Genomic DNA, 16,351 nt, shown 5'->3' with positions numbered 1-16,351 from the left:
GCTTTTTTTTATTTTTACATAATGAGCAAGCAAACCATAACAACCGAACCCAAACGGCCAGTAGATGTGCTTTTTGATAAGTACGCCGAAAGTCATCAAAATCCAACAAACAAGCTGGTACACTGGATTTGTGTTCCGTTAATTGTATTCAGCTTACTGGGTTTGATCTGGCAGATCCCTTTTCCGTATATCGGTTTTTTAGGTAGCTACAACGGTTTCTTTAACTGGGCGTCTTTTCTATTGGCCTTTAGCTTGTATTATTACTTTACACTTTCGCCGGTATTGTTTTTTTTGATGATCTGGGTAGTGGGTTTAATGAGTTACATCATCGTAAAAATTGAGCAAGCAGTAGGCCTGGGTAATGGAACGGCCTATGCTATTTATGCGGCAATATTTGTAGCCGCCTGGATTGGTCAATTTATTGGTCACAAAATTGAAGGCAAAAAACCTTCATTCCTTGATGATGTTAAGTTCTTGTTAATAGGTCCGATCTGGTTATTGCACTTCATTTGCAAGAAAGTGGGTATCCGTTACTGATTCTAAAAGTGCTTAACGTTTAGTTAACCTTAAGGTAAAGCAATGTTAATTAACACCTAACTTGTAGTTAACACTGTGGTAATACTTTTGCCCTTATCAAATAAAGGCAAATTGGACTTACTAAACTCTTTTAAAAGAGCGGCACTCACTGTGTTCGCTTTAACGATTAGCATACTTGCGTATGCGCAAACAGGAAAAATTTCTGGTAAAATTACGGATAAATCTACAGGTCAAACATTGGTAGGCTTATCTGTCCTGATAGAAGGAACATCAATTGGTACCACCAGTGATGCTGAAGGTAATTATATTTTAAATACTGTAAAATCAGGAACTTACCGGGTAAGTTTTTCTTTTATTTCCTTTAAAAAACAGATAATTTCGAATGTAAAAGTTACTCCGGGAAAAACGACTGTAATAGATGTTGTAATGGAAGATGACCAATCTACCCTTAACGATGTTGTAATTACAGGAGCTAGAAAAACAGGTACTGAAGTATCTCTTTTGGCAGAGCTGAAAAAATCTCAGTCAATTGCAAACGGAGTTTCATCTCAAACCATTCAGAGATCTGGTGATACGGATGCTGCACAGGTAGTGAAACGTGTTCCGGGTATTACTATTGTAGACAATCGTTTTATTAATATCCGTGGTTTAGCCGAACGCTATAATAATGTTCAGTTAAACAATGTGACAGCACCAAGCTTGGAAACGGACGTTCGATCTTTTTCTTTTGATTTGATCCCAAGCAATCAAATCGATCGCGTATTGGTTTATAAAAGCCCTTCTGCTGATATTCCCGCTGATTTCGCTGGAGGTGTTGTAAAAGTTTTTCTTAAGAGTATTCCTGATGATGATCGGTTAACAATCGACTATGGCACAAGTTACCGCCAAAATGCTACTTTCAAAGATTTCAAAAGGACCAATACCGGAAGTTTATATTTTACGGGCTTCAATACAGGTGAAAATGATCTGCCTATTAATTTCCCTTCAAATTTAAACGAGGTTAATGCCAGCAAATTAAACGCCGCAGGGCATGCACTTAGAAATAACTGGGTGCCGGAAGTTAATACTGCTAATTTGGATCAAAAACTAAATATCTACGGTAGTAAGCGATTTAATATCAACAACAAGTTATTGGGAAATATTACCGCGGTAACCTATAGCAACAGCAAAACAAATAATGCCGTGTTTAGAGGGAATTACGAGGTTTACGATCCAATTTCTAAAATTGCTGAAGAAAATTACAGATATAATGATGATCAGTACACCTACAATGTTCGTTTAGGGGTTGTGCATAACTGGGCTTTTAAATTAGATAACAACAATACTTTCGAGTTCAAAAACTTGTATAATCAATTAAGTACATCACAATATGTTAGTCGCTTGGGGGCTGAAAAGCAACAAGAGTACGCCAATTATGCATCGAATGTTTTATATCGTGGTATTTATTCAGGACAATTATCTGGTGTTCATAAATTCAATGAAGAGCATACAAAATTTGACTGGGTTTTAGGTTATAGTAAATCATTTAGAGATCAGCCAGATTATTCACGTTACAGAACACTCGCTAATGGAGATGGTACATACAATATTTTCGTGCCAACTGGTGGCGCTCAGCCAGAGTTCTTAGGGAGATTTTATTCCAAAATGAATGAGGACATCAAAACGGGTTCATTTAATGTAGAACAGGCGCTAGCTCCAAAATCTGAAGGTTTTAAGCCTTCGATAAAAGTTGGAGGTTATTATGAAGATAAACAAAGAACATTTTCTTCAAGAAACATCGGTTATGTGAGGGCAAATTCGTTAAATTTTGATCAGTCGTTGTTGAAAGGAACTATAAGTGAGCTTTTCGATTGGAAAAATATTAATACGACCACGGGAATCAGACTGGATGAAAAATCTAATCCTTACGACAATTATGATGCTTCAAATAAACTATTAGCTGGATTCGCGAATTTTGTTTTGCCGTATAAAGATAAGCTAACGATAGTTGCAGGTGCGAGAGTAGAGAATAACGTTCAAAAACTGAACAGTTTTGATACTGGAGGTCCTGTTAATGTTAATAATGATATTACAAGGATACTTCCTTCTGCAAACGTACAGTTTAATATGAACGAAAAATCTTTATTCAGACTGGCTTATGGTAAAACATTAAACAGACCAGAATTTAGAGAGATTGCCCCTTTTTCATTTTATGATTTTGATCAGAATTTCAATGTTGCTGGTAACCCAAATTTAAAAACAGCAAAGATTGATAATTACGATTTAAAATATGAATTCTATCCTTCAACAAGCGAGCTGATCAGTATTTCAGGTTTCTACAAAAAATTTAAAGATGCCATTGAGATGACTGCTATACCGGGTTCTAATGCGCAATCTTTTAATTTCAATAACGCTCAGAATGTTAGAAATATAGGGGTAGAACTAGAAATGCGTAAATCACTTGCAGGATTAAGTGAAAGTAAGTTTTTAAATGATATCACAATTTTGTTAAATGCTTCTTACATTAATAGTAAAGTAATGTTTGATGGTGCCAGCGCAATTGGGCAATCAAATAATCGTCCGATGCAAGGGCAATCACCATATATTTTAAATGCAGCTATATTCTACAATAACATTAAATCTAAATTCCAGGTTAACCTGCTTTATAATGTTGCTGGAAAACGCATTGCATTTGTAGGCACAGACCTGATCAGGGATATTTATGAGATGCCAAGAAACATAGTTGATTTAGTTGTGACAAAAAACTTCACTAATAAACTATCGCTAAAAGCCAACTTCAACGACTTGCTCAACCAGAACTTTACGCTAATGCAAGACGGAAATCAAGATGGGAAATTTGATCAATCAGAAGATCAGGTTACTGCACAATTTAAAAGTGGCCGTCAATTCGGATTAACACTTTCTTACAAAATATTTTAATATAAAAAATAAAGACTTAAAATAGGAAAAATGAATATGAAAAAGCTTTACAAGCCAAAATTTGGTACTAACGGATTCAAAACAATGGTATTTGTTTTGGCAGGAACATTAATTTTTAGTTCATGTAAAAGAACAACTATTATCGAATACAACGAAGCAGGATATAATTCTGGTAACGGATCGGGCCCAAGTACAAATCCAGCTACAGGATTTACTAAACCAATAGTAGAAGTTGCGAATGGAAGCATTACTACAAATACCAAGTGGACTAAAGACAAAATTTACAGACTTAATGGTTTTGTTAGAGTGGGTAGAGATGCCAAAAATAAAGCTGGCTTAGCAGCAGTTGAAGGTGTCACTTTAGAAATTGAAGCAGGTACGGTAATTATCGGCGATAGAGAAACAAAAGGTACTTTGGTAGTACAAAGAGGAAACAAATTAATTGCCGAGGGTACTGCATCTCAACCAATTATTTTCACTTCTGAACGTGCAGCAGGATTACGTGAGCCAGGAGACTGGGGGGGGGTTGTATTATGTGGAAAAGCAACTAACAATCAATCAGGCGGAGAGGCTGAATTAGAAGGAGCTTACGAAGGCTGGCACGGTGGTGCTGTTGATACAGACAACTCTGGTATTTTAAAATATGTGAGAATTGATTATGCTGGTACACCGATTAATCCTAACCAAGAGGTTAACTCTTTAACTATGGGCTCAGTAGGTTCGGGAACTGTAATTGATTACGTACAATGTTCTTATGGTTTAGATGATGCTTTCGAATGGTTTGGCGGAACCGTAAATGCGAAACACTTAATTGCATACCGTGGTCTTGATGATGACTTTGACGTTGATTTTGGTTTCCGTGGTACCGTTCAGTTTGCTATTGGTATCCGCGATGCAAATTCTGCCGATCAATCTGGTTCTAATGGTTTTGAAGTTGATAACGATGGAACTGGATCAAGCGTTACGCCTTACACATCGCCTCAGTTTTCGAACGTAACAATTATCGGCCCAAAGAAAGACAGAACAAAAACCATTTCAACTCAATTTCAAAATGCAATGCATTTGAGAAGAAATAATAAAATAAAAATTTACAATTCTGTATTTACAGCATACCCTAATGGATTGTTTATTGATGGTGCAACCACCTTAGCCAATGCTGCAAATGGCGAGCTAGTACTAAAAAACATTGTTTTGGCAGGTGTTGATGGTTGGGGAGCAAATGGTTACGGTACAGGTGGAACAACAACATTCCCAAATCCAATCGGAGTTGAAACGAAATCAACTGGTAATGTTGGTACGCTGGCAATTGATGTTTGGTTTAAAACAGCGTCATTCGCAAACGAAACTTATGGAAAATGGCAAGATTTAGGTATTGATGAGACTATTTTTGATTTAGGTGCTACTCCTAAATTCACTTTAAATACTGGATCAATTTTATTGACAGGCGCTAGTTTTACAGGCTTAACTGGTTTTGATGTGGTAACTCACCGTGGTGCATTTGGTACTTCAGACTGGACAGCAGGTTGGGCTAACTTTACACCTCAAACTAACGTTTATTAAGCCTTCAAGAATATAAAATACAAAAAGCCAGGTAGAGATATCTGGCTTTTTGTATTTTATATTTCGTTGATAATATATTTTTAAGCATTATTTTTAGTCTTTTAACTTAATATTTAGTTAATTATGATTTGATTTTCATCATTTATTTTTAGTTGATGGAAAAATTAAAAATTAAGGCTCTCAAGATTGCAATAGTTGCGATTATGTTGCCGTCAGCTTTAGTAAGCTGTAAGAAAGAAAGTAGCCCGCTTATAGAGCCTGCTAATTTAAAAATACCAAATAAAATGGCAGTTATTCCAACTCATGTTTTTGACTGGGAAACAACAGATTATATGCCTACACCAGTGGGTTTACCACCTATCCTGGTGCCATGGGCATCTGGGAGTAACCAGTTATTCCCAGATGAAATTGCTTTTGATTATAAAAAGGCTGATGGCTGGAATCTGGTCTACAATACTTTTAGCCCAACACAAGTAACATCTCCAAATTTTTTTGCATTGTATAACAAGTATAGAGGAATAATACGCTTTTACTTGTATTTACCCCCTGGAAGCCCATATGCATCTTCATACTTTAGTGATGGATTAGGTATATCTGGTGGATTTCAATCTTCAATTATGAATTTTTCTAAAGAGATTATTGATCCTGAAAATATACAAAAATCTGTAACAAAAATTCAAAATTATCAAATACTATCAACTGGTGCTTGGTATGCCTGTCAATATGAACTAGCATATGACCAATATATTGCAAACGCCAATCATGAGAATTTAAACTTTGTTTGGAATGTGTCTTCAACTAATTTATCACAAATAGTTCTAAATGGAACGTCAAATGGAACTTTAACTGGTACAGTTGGTACTGCAAATTCTGGTGGTTTTAACTTAGGTAGTTTATTGGGTAATTTAGGAAATACGGCTATTCATGTAGCTGGTTTTAAGGGGATACAAGCACTAAATCTACCTAAATCAAAAGTCTTTGGAACCGATGTTACAAAGTCTATAGAGGATGGTATTAAAGGCGGATTAAGTGGTGCGGTTAAAGGGTTTTTTAGTGCGATATTAGGTGGGTCTGCTAGTAGCCCTCAAGTAGTTGATTTAAAATTAAAGGTAGAAACTAATTTAACGGGCTCAATAGCAAATAATAGTGGTATCCTAAGTACTACTTTAGCAATGCCAGGATCGGCGAATTCGAATACAGTTGGATATATACCAAACTATAATAAAATTATGGGTGTTGTAAATATTACTAAATCTCCCGTAGTTCATGTTTTTACTGAATTGCTTAACTCACTTGAAACTCAATCTACTCCAAAAAAATATATAAATGATCATAGCTTAATTTATCTTGATTATGAAAATACGGATAATATTATTTATAATCCAGAAGTTACAAATGATGGAACTACAATTAACCTTATAAGAACAGACTTGTTAGTGCCTTATAGGCATAGATATTGGTATCAAGGGGCTAATATTCCTATTCGAAAACCAGTTGGCGTAACCTGGAACGGTATTGAAAAAACAACAATAGTTCCATTCATAGCTGGAGAATATTTTTCATATAATCTATCTTCTTATACGCTTCCTAAATTTTCAGGGCGAGATATTGTGAGCGACGAAGTGTATATGTATGGGAGTAGTTCAGAAATTAAAAATGATCGTTTTATCGCCTTTAAAGTTCAACATCGTCAAGATATTAGCGGCGGAGGGACATCTAATTATAATGCTACTGATCTTAATGGTGTTTGTGTACGATATACTTTTTTAGTAACTCCACCAAATGGTTCAAATCCTGTCACAATAGTTAAAACATTTAAAGCAAGTATTGCACCAATAGGCGAAAAAATAACATATCCATAAACAACTAACAATAATGGTTGACTAAAGTAGAACAATAACCTTTGAGTTTATAATTATGATCTTTGAGATAATAGTTGTCAATCATCCGATAAAAATTATTAGTAAACGCAATATAAATCGGCAGTCAGTTTATAATATTTTTTGGCTTCGGATAGGTTTGAAAATGCAGGAACTAAGGTTGGGTTTGCGTAGCATAATAATTTGCCTTGCCTACAAAAGTTGATTTTTTTTATTTTAAGCATTTCCATTCGCTCGTCTGGGCGTTAGGTTAAATGGTTCTAGTTTTAAATAGTATTATAAAGCCAGATAGCGATATCTGGCTTTATTGTGTATATAAAAATTATTTTTTATCAGTAACTTCTTTCTCCGCCACTTTAGTTTTTTTTATTGATTCTTTCGCAACTACAACTGGTTTTTGTTTTTCAGCTGGTTTTTTTTCTTCTTTGATATATGGCGTTATAGAATCATCTTGAGTGGCGAAAGTAACTTTTTTAGTTAATTGCTTTGCAAATTTTTCGATTACTTTATCGGTTTTTTTGGCTTTGCCGTACTGGATAACAAGTTCGTTAAATGCAAGGGCTAATTTCGATTCTAATTCTTTACGTAATTTTTTGCTTGTCGAATGATTTTTCGACTTGGATTTGTTCTTTTTCATCTAAAACTTATGGGTTTTCCCAAAGATAGAAAAACAGAAGGTTAAATTAATATTATCATTATGTTAACACTTGTGTGTATGGTTAACATGTAAAATATTTCCTATAACTTAGTCTAAATCAGATCGCTTAGGTTTTAATCCAACGAATATGAACTATCCAGTATTAATCGGAGTAATTATTTTAGTTGCCATTTTAATCGTTTATCTTATCAAAAGAAACCAAAAAGACAAAAAGGAATTTGAAGAAGAGGTAATCCAGTCAGAACTTCCACCTGAGAAAGATGATAAAGAAAACAACTAAAAAGTATTTCCTGGCGCTATATCTCCGCCCAGATCGAGTGTGTTCTGGAAACCTTCCAGGTATTGAAGTAAATGCCGTTCGGCATTTGCGTAAGAAGTAAATGTTGATGCCGGTTCATAGGCATCAGAATCAGTTTTACTTTTGTAAAATGAACTGATTTTGAAAACGAAAACTTTGCCATCATTAATGGGCGACATAATTCTAGCCTTTATAGCGTGACCGTTTACCTCAACAAAAAATTCCTTTAAAACGGTATAGATAATAGCAGACATAGACAAGGTTTTAGATTTAACTCAATATAAGAAATCTAAATTACCTTAAATAGCTAATGAATCAACCTGTTGTTGATAAGATAATGATTTATTAACATTAATTTAATGTTTATTCTTTTGTTTATGCGAAGGGCTTATTTCTTGATAGGCTCATATGCATAAACCACTTCGTATTTACTGTTCCTAAAATTCGAAGAAAGTTGTCCGATTTTTAGATTCTGAGCCTGGGGTGTAGGCTCGCAGTACGAATACTTTTTGCCTTTATAGGTAATCGGTTCGCCAACTGGTTTGTCAAACTGAACAGCGATAGTTAAATGTTTAGGGTAAAGCAAAGCAATCATCGGCAGGTTATATATTTCCTTTACCAAATAGAAAAATAGTGCGGCCCGGTCATCGCAATCGCTGTAGGTACTTAATAATGTTTGTTCAGGAGAGAAACGTTTTTCCTTGCCAAAATTCTCACCGTCATCTTCATATAAAAAACCATAACGGGTAAATCTCATCAGATAATCAACACCTTTTTTCTGATCCATGCCTTTTAGGTTTTCTTTCAAGGTGGGAATAAGAGAGCTATAGGTTTCCCGGCTCAAAGGAATATTAAAATAGCTCTCAAAATCCACTACCGGATAGTTTTTGAAAATGGTTTGTACATCTTCATTAACTTTTAGTTTAAAATGATGGATTTTTTGACGATAGCTAAATTCGATATCTTTTTCCTGATAACTTTCCGGTTTAAAATCGGGCATTCGGGTAACCTTATAAGAGAAAGGGTTTTTAGCCTCTGGAATTAAAATTTTAACGGGCTTGTAAGCATCGGCCTGTTTAAACAGCTTGCCGTAATCATGGTAATTTAGGCACATAAACTTTTTATCATCAATCATAAAAAACGGAATATCGCTGATATCCTCTTCATTTCTTACATAAAAGATAACCTGATCATTGCCTACAGCTAACCTTGCATCATAGCCGCATTTACTCAGTAAAAACCATTTGTATAAAGTATAGCCAAAATAATTATCTGCTTTCGGACTAATCTGTTCTGCTGTTTTTCGGATCAGTTGATAATAAATCCAGTCGTTTAAATTATATTTTTTCTGGTATTTTTCTAAAGACGAAATAAGGGGCGTATACTGGCCAGAAGAGATGTGGTTGTAAAAGTTTGAAACAGCTGATGCAGTTGCTGTTTTTGGTATCGGAAAAACCACTGAAGAATCAACACTAAAATTAAAGGTCCCATCATAAAAATCGAAAGAATAATTCTGTCCCTTCGAGATGACGGTACTGATCATCAGGCAAGCGAACAAAATAGTTCTCAAAATATATGTGTAAATCCCTCTTTTCAAACCGCCTCATATTTGGTTACATTAAATTTACCTATTATTAACATAAAATCAACAATTTCTTTATGTAAACAATTAGGGTGGTGCTTAATGGGAAATTAACATTGTATTTTCATGAATCTGGATCAGGTTACTTTTTTAGGGCGTAAAGTCGATTTCTTAAATGTTTTAAAAGTGAGGTATTACAATCTTTACAGTCTATTTCTTTCAAATGAATGGGTTTGCCGATACTGATTTTTAACTGGTGACCATTTTTGTTGAATAACTCTGAAATCAGCTTTGCTGTTTGTAACGAAGGGTGTATAAATTTCAGCAGGCTAAAAAAAATGCCATTATTGCCATGAAAATATACCGGTAATATGGGTACATTGGCTTTTGAGATGATTTTCCCAACCACGGGATGCCATTCGCGGTCGGTAATCTGATTTTTTCTGAATTTATAAGAAGAAACTTCGCCTGCCGGAAAAATAGCAACAGGACTACCATCTTTTAAAACTTTTAAAGTTGTTTTTAATCCGCTAATACTTGATGAATCCTGAACTTTTTCGAACGGATTTACTGCGATAATACATTTCTCAAGGTTTGGGATTTTCTTTAACAGAAAATTTCCCATAAACATTGTATCAGGTCGGTAATTGGCAAGAGTACTTAATAATGCCAATGATTCTATAGCGCCGTAGGGGTGGTTTGCAATCGCAATAAATGCACCATCTTTTGGAATGTTGGTCAAATCTTCATCACTGATCTGAATAGTAACGCCCAGAACATCCAGAATATGATTGGCAAATTTTTCTCCTTCTAAGGTATTAGCATCTCTAATAATTACATTGAAGTCGTTAATCTTCAAGAACCTCATTAAAAAGGAAGCAAGACCAGGGATTGGAATATTACAAATGCCTGTTGCCTTTGAAAAATTCTCTTTAGAAATGACTGTCATAATTATAGTTCAAAATTGATTCCATTAGGGAGCCAACTTGATAAATGATTTTTTATTTGAGCTAAATATAAGGGAGGGAAACATTCGGCTCTTACGAAGAAGAATGTTTATCATAGCTCATACAGAGTACCTAAAGATAATGGAATAATATGAACAACAGCGTATTAATCGATTAAGAAATTGTAAGGAAGAAAATTCTATAAATAATATTCCATTAACACCAATTTAACAGGGCAAACCTACTTTTGTGGCATAAATATTTGGTTAGTATTTATAAAGTTTAGGTTAGTTGATAATAAAAAACCCAGATGGATGTCTGGGTTTTTTTATTGAATTCGTTTATAGATTCTTGCCGAGCTTTTCGAGCATTTCTGGTGGAATATTATGCGTATCAACCACTAAGAAACCATCTAAACAATCAGAAAATTTAGGATCGATATTAAATGAGATAATCTTTGCATTCAGGTTCATGTATTGCCTCAACAATACCGGAATCTTAATATGCGAGTTTTCGATATCTCCGATAATGCTATCCAGATCTTTAAAAGACTCGCTGCTATCAACCAATGTATCTGTAGAAATTGGTAAAAGATCGGCTTTAAATTTGTTTCTTGGCTTTACATACTTTGCCATCTCATAATCGAAATGGTTTTTGGTAATGTAATCTACAATTAAGGCTTTGCTAAATTTCGAGAAATTGTTACTGATACTTACCGGCCCGAACATATAGCGGTACTGTGGGTTATCGATCAGGTATTTTAAAATTCCTTTCCAGAGCAAAAATAATGGAAGTGGTTTACCCTGGTATTCTTTTCTGATCCACGATCTGCCCAACTCAATTCCCTGTCTTAACATTGGGTAGAACTGATCTTTCATTTTAAACAATTCAGACAGGTAGAAGCCACGGCGGCCCATACTTTCTAAAATCTCATCACCTTTACCAATCCGGTAGGCACCTACGATATTTTCTAGGTCCTTATCCCAAATAAATAGGTGATTATAGTAGATGTCGTAATTGTCGAGATCGATTTTTTTGTTGGTTCCCTCACCAACCTCGCGGAAAGTAATTTCACGTAAACGGCCAATTTCTCTTAAAATATTGGGGATTTTTAAAGTCGGAACAATGTATACTTCGTAATTTTTCTCCGTCCAAACTTTAAAATCTTCTAAAAGTACCACCTCGTTTTTAATTAAAACCCTCGAAGTTTCTTCAATTACCTCAACAGGTTTCTTTTTAATTTTGAATAAGTTCAGTGGATTAAAGAGTTTTTTCTCTGTATCTAAGCCAACACCAAGTGCATACGTCCGGGCCCTCAAAAAGTCCATCAATTTATTACTGCTGTTCATGTGCGAAATTTCAGATACAGCTATTGGTTTGCCAATCCTGACCTTAATGGTGCGACCATGTTTATTTAAAAACTCCGAAGGTAACTTTGCAGTACGCAGGGTAGGGTGGATGAAGCTTAAAATGTTAAAGAAAACACCGTTATTGCCGTGAAAATAAATAGGTACAACAGGTACTTTTGCTTTGGCAATCAGTTTTCCAACAACAGGATGCCACATCCTGTCGGTTACCTGTTGGGCATCTAACTTAAAGGTAGAAACCTCTCCTGCAGGGAAAATACCAATCGGTGTTCCATTTCTAAGCAGATCGAAAGTCGTTTTTAATCCACTGATGCTTGAAGAGTGCTGCACATTTTCGAAAGGATTTACGGCAACAAAAAATTCATCCAGGTTTGGTATTTTTTTCAAAATGAAGTTCACCATCACCTTGGCATCAGGTCTAACCGTACACAAAAGTTTAACTAAAGCCAAGCCTTCTACACCACCATAAGGGTGATTTGCAATAGCAATAAAAGGACCTGTTTTCGGAATACTATTTAAATCATCATCATCAAATTCTATAGAAACGCCAATGGTTTCTAATATCTTGTCTACAAATTCTAAGCCTTTAAAGTGTTGATTTTGAGCGAATACGTCATTGATGTCGTTCAGTTTCATGATCTCCATCATCAAACCTGCTAAACCTGGTACACCTAGCTTATCTATCTTTGTTGCTTTTGCAAACTCAGATGTAGTTATGATCTTCATATAAATTCTTAGATTGTTGATAGGCAAAACCTGTTCTGTTTTGCAATTCCAAAAATAAGATTTATATTTATAATACACATGTCATATCGCATCAATGAGAATTTGGCTCAACAAAAATTTTGGTGTTAGCAAAAGTGAATTTAATGGATTGCTATTTCTAGTCTTTATTATTATTGTAATTAAGGCAACACCTATTATATATGGCTATTATCAGCCCATTTCAAATGATGGTTCAGATCTTTTAGCACAAATTCAGAAGATAACCATAACAGATCAGGCATATGCCAATACTATTCGTGATCGGATTGAAAATTCAAATCCCGAAAAAACAGTTAAACTTTTCAAATTCAATCCCAATACTTTAGATGCACAGGGTTGGCAAACTTTAGGCTTATCCCCAAAACAGGCACAATCGATTATGAATTATACCGCTAAGGGCGGTAAGTTTTACAAAGCCGAAGATCTTCAGAAAATGTATACCATTTCGCCGGAAATGTATAAAAAGATATTGCCCTATGTTAACATACCCGATCAGCGCATCAATGTTTCAAGAAAATATACTCCTTTCAACAAAAAGGAATACGCTAAAAAAACTTTAGGAACCGTTGATATTAATAAGGCCGATTCTGCACAATTGGATGAGATAAAAGGTATAGGCGGAACTTTTGCACTTCGAATTATTAAATACCGTGAACGTTTGGGCGGTTTTTACAAGAAAGAGCAGCTTCTGGAAGTTTATGGCTTAGATTCTAATAAGTATGCCGAAATTAAAGATCAGATTGAAATCAGTAATGCCCCATTAAAAACAATAAATATAAATACAGCAACATTTAACGATTTAAAGCGCAATCCGTACCTTTCTTATAAACAGATTAATGCCATTATTCAATACCGTAAGCAGCATGGTAATTATGCTAGCCCATCCGATTTAAAAAAGATCATCATTTTAAACCAACAGGTTATTGATAAGATTGCGCCTTATATTTCTTTTTAATACTTTGAATTTAAAAGATTAAATTTTAAATGTTTTGCTAAAAACAGGTTTTATTTTATCCATATTCATCAAAAATTCCACATAATTAGTTTATTCGGTTATAGTTGTAAGAAAAATTGAAAAAAACTTTCTCCGTCAATTTCAAGGTTTAAAATTAACCGATAAACTAATTGAACCGAATACCATTTCATTCTGTAATTGTACAAATGTTTAATGGTAACTAACTATCAAATAATTGTTTATAATTGCCTCAACTAACTTTAAAATATAAATTTAATGAGCGTAAGCTTCGATTTTTCAGAAACAGAAACTCAGCAGAGTGTAAAGGCCATGGTCCGCGATTTTGCAGAGAAAAACATTCGTCCACATATAATGGAATGGGATGAGGCACAGCATTTTCCTGTCGAATTGTTTAAACAGCTCGGAGAATTAGGCTTAATGGGGGTTTTGGTTCCCGAAGAATATGGAGGCTCTGGATTGGGGTATCAGGAATATGTTGATGTAATTGTAGAAGTGGCCCGGGTTTGTGGCTCAATCGGCTTATCATTAGCAGCACACAACTCCTTATGTACCGGGCATATTTTGGCTTTTGCCAATGCGGAACAGAAACAAAGGTGGTTGCCCAAGCTGGCGACGGCCGAATGGATAGGTGCCTGGGGATTAACTGAAGCTAATACCGGGTCGGATGCCTTAAGGATGATGACCACTGCCGTTGAAGATGGAGATGACTATGTAATAAATGGTGCAAAAAACTGGATTACCCATGGCAAAAGCGGCGATATTGCGGTTGTTATGGTAAGGACAGGGGAGCAGGGAAGTTCGAAAGGGATTTCGGCCATTGTGGTAGAGCGGGGTACACCTGGTTTTACGGCGGGCAAAAAAGAAAATAAATTGGGCATGCGTGCATCAGAAACAACAGAAATGATTTTTGACAACTGCCGTGTGCCAAAGGCTAATTTATTGGGGAATGTTGGCGAAGGTTTTAAACAGGCGATGAAAGTTTTAGATGGTGGAAGGATTTCTATTGCAGCATTGGCTTTAGGTATTGCAAAAGGTGCTTTTGATGCAGCGGTAGCTTATTCAAAACAGCGCCAGCAGTTTGGTCAGCCCATTGCCAGCTTTCAGGCCATTAGTTTTAAACTTGCTGATATGGCTACTGAAATTGAGGCAGCTGAATTATTGATCCGCCAGGCGGCAGATTTAAAGAACAGGCATTTGCCTATGACAAAAGAATCGGCCATGGCAAAATACTTTGCCTCAGAGGTTTCGGTAAGGGTAGCAACAGAAGCTGTTCAGATATTTGGCGGTTATGGTTATACCAAAGATTTTCCGGTAGAAAAATTTTATCGCGATAGTAAATTATGTACAATAGGCGAAGGAACGTCTGAAATACAGAAAATTGTAATTGCCAGAGAAGTATTATCAAGGTAGAGGGTTTAGGGTAGAAGGTTTAGGGCTTATGCATTGAACCTTATACCTTAAACCTTTCGTCTTCAGTGTTATAAACAACAAACCAAATATATTATGAGTAATCCGGACGGTTTAAGCACCTCCGGATTTTTTTGTTTTAAAATTTTCAAAACCAACTTTCAATTGCCGGTGTTTTTGCTAAAGACTAAAGACTAAAGACTAAAGAGCAATAACCAATAGGCAATTACCAATGAACTATTGACCATTGAACTAATGAACTAAAAATATGGCAAAGTATTCAGAAAAAGCTGGTGAAAAAGTAGAAAAAACCATGCACGAAATGAAAAAAGGTGAGCTTAAAAGCGGGGCAGGTAAAAAAGTGACTTCAAAAAAGCAAGCGATTGCTATTGGATTATCGGAAGCCAGGAAAGAAGGGGCTAAGGTGCCGAAAAAAGGTTAGGAGGTAATAGGTTTATGGTGTAAGGTTTTAAAACTAATCTTCCAAATAATAGTTTCCCCTAAACCCTAAACCCTAAACCCTAAACCCTAAACCCTAAACCATTTACCTTATTGCGGTATATCTTTAGTAGTTAAAATGCTATCTACTACATAAACGCTAAACCCGCGCCATGGTAAGGTATTTTTATATTCTTTATAGTGGAGTTCGTAAAACTTGCCGCTATTGGCCATCATTTTATCTGCAATTTCTTTACTTGCAATAGAAAACTCAAACTCATTATTTTGTAATGTTCCTGCTTGTCTGGATTTTACCCCACTCTGGATCAATTTCCCTTCGTAGGTTTTAAAGAGATAGCCTTTCTTTACTACATAATTTAATTCGCCGGCTTTAACGCCTTCGCCAAAAACAAAGAAATACCGGTAATAGCAAATTGCTACGAGTAAAATAACGACTGTAACCGCGATAATTGTGCCTACTTTTTTGCCTGTTGTCATTTTAATTTTTTTAATTAAAAGTAAGAAAAGAATAGAAGAATATGCTAGTCATCTCGGTTAAAAAATGTAGGCGTGTTTTTGCTGTTTTTTTGTCTTTTATTGTGTTTTGATGATTTTTATTTAGTTTTTGCGTTAATTTTTTAATTGTTTTTAATCTTAAGCTATTTTTAATGAATTTTTGTGTTAATTTTTCAGGTATTTTTATTTTTTAATGATTTTTAATTTATTTTTTTTGTGATTTTTTATTAAATTTTTGCTTTGTATATTAAATTATTACATTTTTTGTTCTTTTTTGTTATTTGTTTTTAGTTTTTTTATGTAAATCATAACCTAAACAAATTTTTTAACCGAATATCGCTATTTTATTAAGTGAATTTTTATAATTCATGGTAAAGTAAGCGGTATTTTTTTGTTTTTAATCAGATCTAAGGGGTATTTCGTGAGTTAAGTAGAGCTTTTTAAGCTTATTGATCGATTGTATAAGGTTGATTTTGTAATTGAATGCAATTTCCTCAATAA

Annotated in this window: 14 protein-coding genes; 8 read left to right on the top strand and 6 right to left on the bottom strand. The window is 34.9% G+C overall.

Annotation, left to right across the window (positions count from 1 at the left end; translation table 11 throughout):
• Positions 1-21: 21 nt before the first annotated feature.
• The 4 genes from ASU31_RS11735 (at position 22) to ASU31_RS11720 (ending at position 6,878) form a co-directional block, all read left to right on the top strand.
• On the top strand, positions 22-537 hold the full coding sequence (locus tag ASU31_RS11735; protein WP_057932491.1) for an Mpo1 family 2-hydroxy fatty acid dioxygenase: 516 nt from the start codon (positions 22-24) through the stop codon (positions 535-537).
• Positions 538-648: 111 nt separating this feature from the next.
• Positions 649-3,456 carry a TonB-dependent receptor gene (locus ASU31_RS11730; protein ID WP_057932490.1) on the top strand — a complete coding sequence of 936 codons (2,808 nt, stop codon included), beginning with the start codon at positions 649-651 and terminating at the stop codon, positions 3,454-3,456.
• 36 nt (positions 3,457-3,492) lie between these two features.
• Positions 3,493-5,016: an Ig-like domain repeat protein gene (locus ASU31_RS11725; protein ID WP_157257981.1), complete on the top strand. Its 1,524-nt coding sequence runs from the start codon at positions 3,493-3,495 to the stop codon at positions 5,014-5,016.
• Between the two features lie 155 nt (positions 5,017-5,171).
• On the top strand, positions 5,172-6,878 hold the full coding sequence (locus ASU31_RS11720) for a hypothetical protein (protein ID WP_057932488.1): 1,707 nt from the start codon (positions 5,172-5,174) through the stop codon (positions 6,876-6,878).
• A gap of 340 nt (positions 6,879-7,218) precedes the next feature.
• Here the strand turns inward: ASU31_RS11720 and ASU31_RS11715 are convergent, their stop codons facing one another.
• Positions 7,219-7,533, bottom strand: coding sequence for a hypothetical protein (locus ASU31_RS11715; RefSeq protein ID WP_057932487.1), 315 nt, complete (start codon positions 7,531-7,533; stop codon positions 7,219-7,221).
• A gap of 148 nt (positions 7,534-7,681) precedes the next feature.
• Between ASU31_RS11715 and ASU31_RS27460 the strand changes: the two genes are divergently transcribed.
• Entirely contained in the window at positions 7,682-7,834 is a 153-nt protein-coding gene (locus ASU31_RS27460) for a hypothetical protein (RefSeq protein WP_157257980.1), read from the top strand.
• Here the strand turns inward: ASU31_RS27460 and ASU31_RS11710 are convergent.
• The 4 genes from ASU31_RS11710 to ASU31_RS11695 all read right to left on the bottom strand — a co-directional run bounded on the left by ASU31_RS11710 (position 7,831) and on the right by ASU31_RS11695 (position 12,474).
• Positions 7,831-8,106 (bottom strand): hypothetical protein, encoded by a 276-nt coding sequence (locus ASU31_RS11710; RefSeq protein WP_057932486.1) that lies wholly within the window; start codon positions 8,104-8,106, stop codon positions 7,831-7,833. The genes ASU31_RS27460 and ASU31_RS11710 overlap by 4 nt on opposite strands.
• A gap of 134 nt (positions 8,107-8,240) precedes the next feature.
• On the bottom strand, positions 8,241-9,422 hold the full coding sequence (locus ASU31_RS11705; RefSeq protein WP_342437862.1) for a hypothetical protein: 1,182 nt from the start codon (positions 9,420-9,422) through the stop codon (positions 8,241-8,243).
• A gap of 154 nt (positions 9,423-9,576) precedes the next feature.
• A complete protein-coding gene (locus ASU31_RS11700; RefSeq protein WP_057932484.1) occupies positions 9,577-10,383 on the bottom strand; it encodes a lysophospholipid acyltransferase family protein in 807 nt (268 codons plus the stop codon).
• A 339-nt stretch (positions 10,384-10,722) separates the two neighbouring features.
• The gene (locus ASU31_RS11695; RefSeq protein ID WP_057932483.1) at positions 10,723-12,474 is read right to left on the bottom strand and encodes a bifunctional lysophospholipid acyltransferase family protein/GNAT family N-acetyltransferase; all 1,752 of its coding nucleotides are present in this window, start codon (positions 12,472-12,474) and stop codon (positions 10,723-10,725) included.
• Positions 12,475-12,568: 94 nt separating this feature from the next.
• Here ASU31_RS11695 and ASU31_RS11690 point away from each other — a divergent pair, with 94 nt between their 5' ends.
• The 3 genes from ASU31_RS11690 to ASU31_RS27705 all read left to right on the top strand — a co-directional run bounded on the left by ASU31_RS11690 (position 12,569) and on the right by ASU31_RS27705 (position 15,338).
• The gene (locus ASU31_RS11690; RefSeq protein WP_057932482.1) at positions 12,569-13,468 is read left to right on the top strand and encodes a ComEA family DNA-binding protein; all 900 of its coding nucleotides are present in this window, start codon (positions 12,569-12,571) and stop codon (positions 13,466-13,468) included.
• A gap of 276 nt (positions 13,469-13,744) precedes the next feature.
• Entirely contained in the window at positions 13,745-14,899 is a 1,155-nt protein-coding gene (locus ASU31_RS11685) for an acyl-CoA dehydrogenase family protein (RefSeq protein WP_057932481.1), read from the top strand.
• 265 nt (positions 14,900-15,164) lie between these two features.
• Positions 15,165-15,338 (top strand): DUF6496 domain-containing protein, encoded by a 174-nt coding sequence (locus ASU31_RS27705; RefSeq protein WP_167346178.1) that lies wholly within the window; start codon positions 15,165-15,167, stop codon positions 15,336-15,338.
• Between the two features lie 107 nt (positions 15,339-15,445).
• On the opposite strand, the gene ASU31_RS11680 is transcribed toward ASU31_RS27705, so the two are convergent.
• Complete coding sequence (locus tag ASU31_RS11680; protein ID WP_057932480.1) at positions 15,446-15,832, bottom strand: hypothetical protein; 387 nt, start codon at positions 15,830-15,832, stop codon at positions 15,446-15,448.
• Between the last annotated feature and the right edge of the window lie 519 nt (positions 15,833-16,351).

Source organism: Pedobacter ginsenosidimutans (assembly GCF_001442625.1).
Taxonomy (GTDB): Bacteria; Bacteroidota; Bacteroidia; order Sphingobacteriales; family Sphingobacteriaceae; genus Pedobacter; species Pedobacter ginsenosidimutans.
Note: the sequence above shows the minus strand (reverse complement) of the source record. Positions and strands in the feature narration are given on the sequence as shown.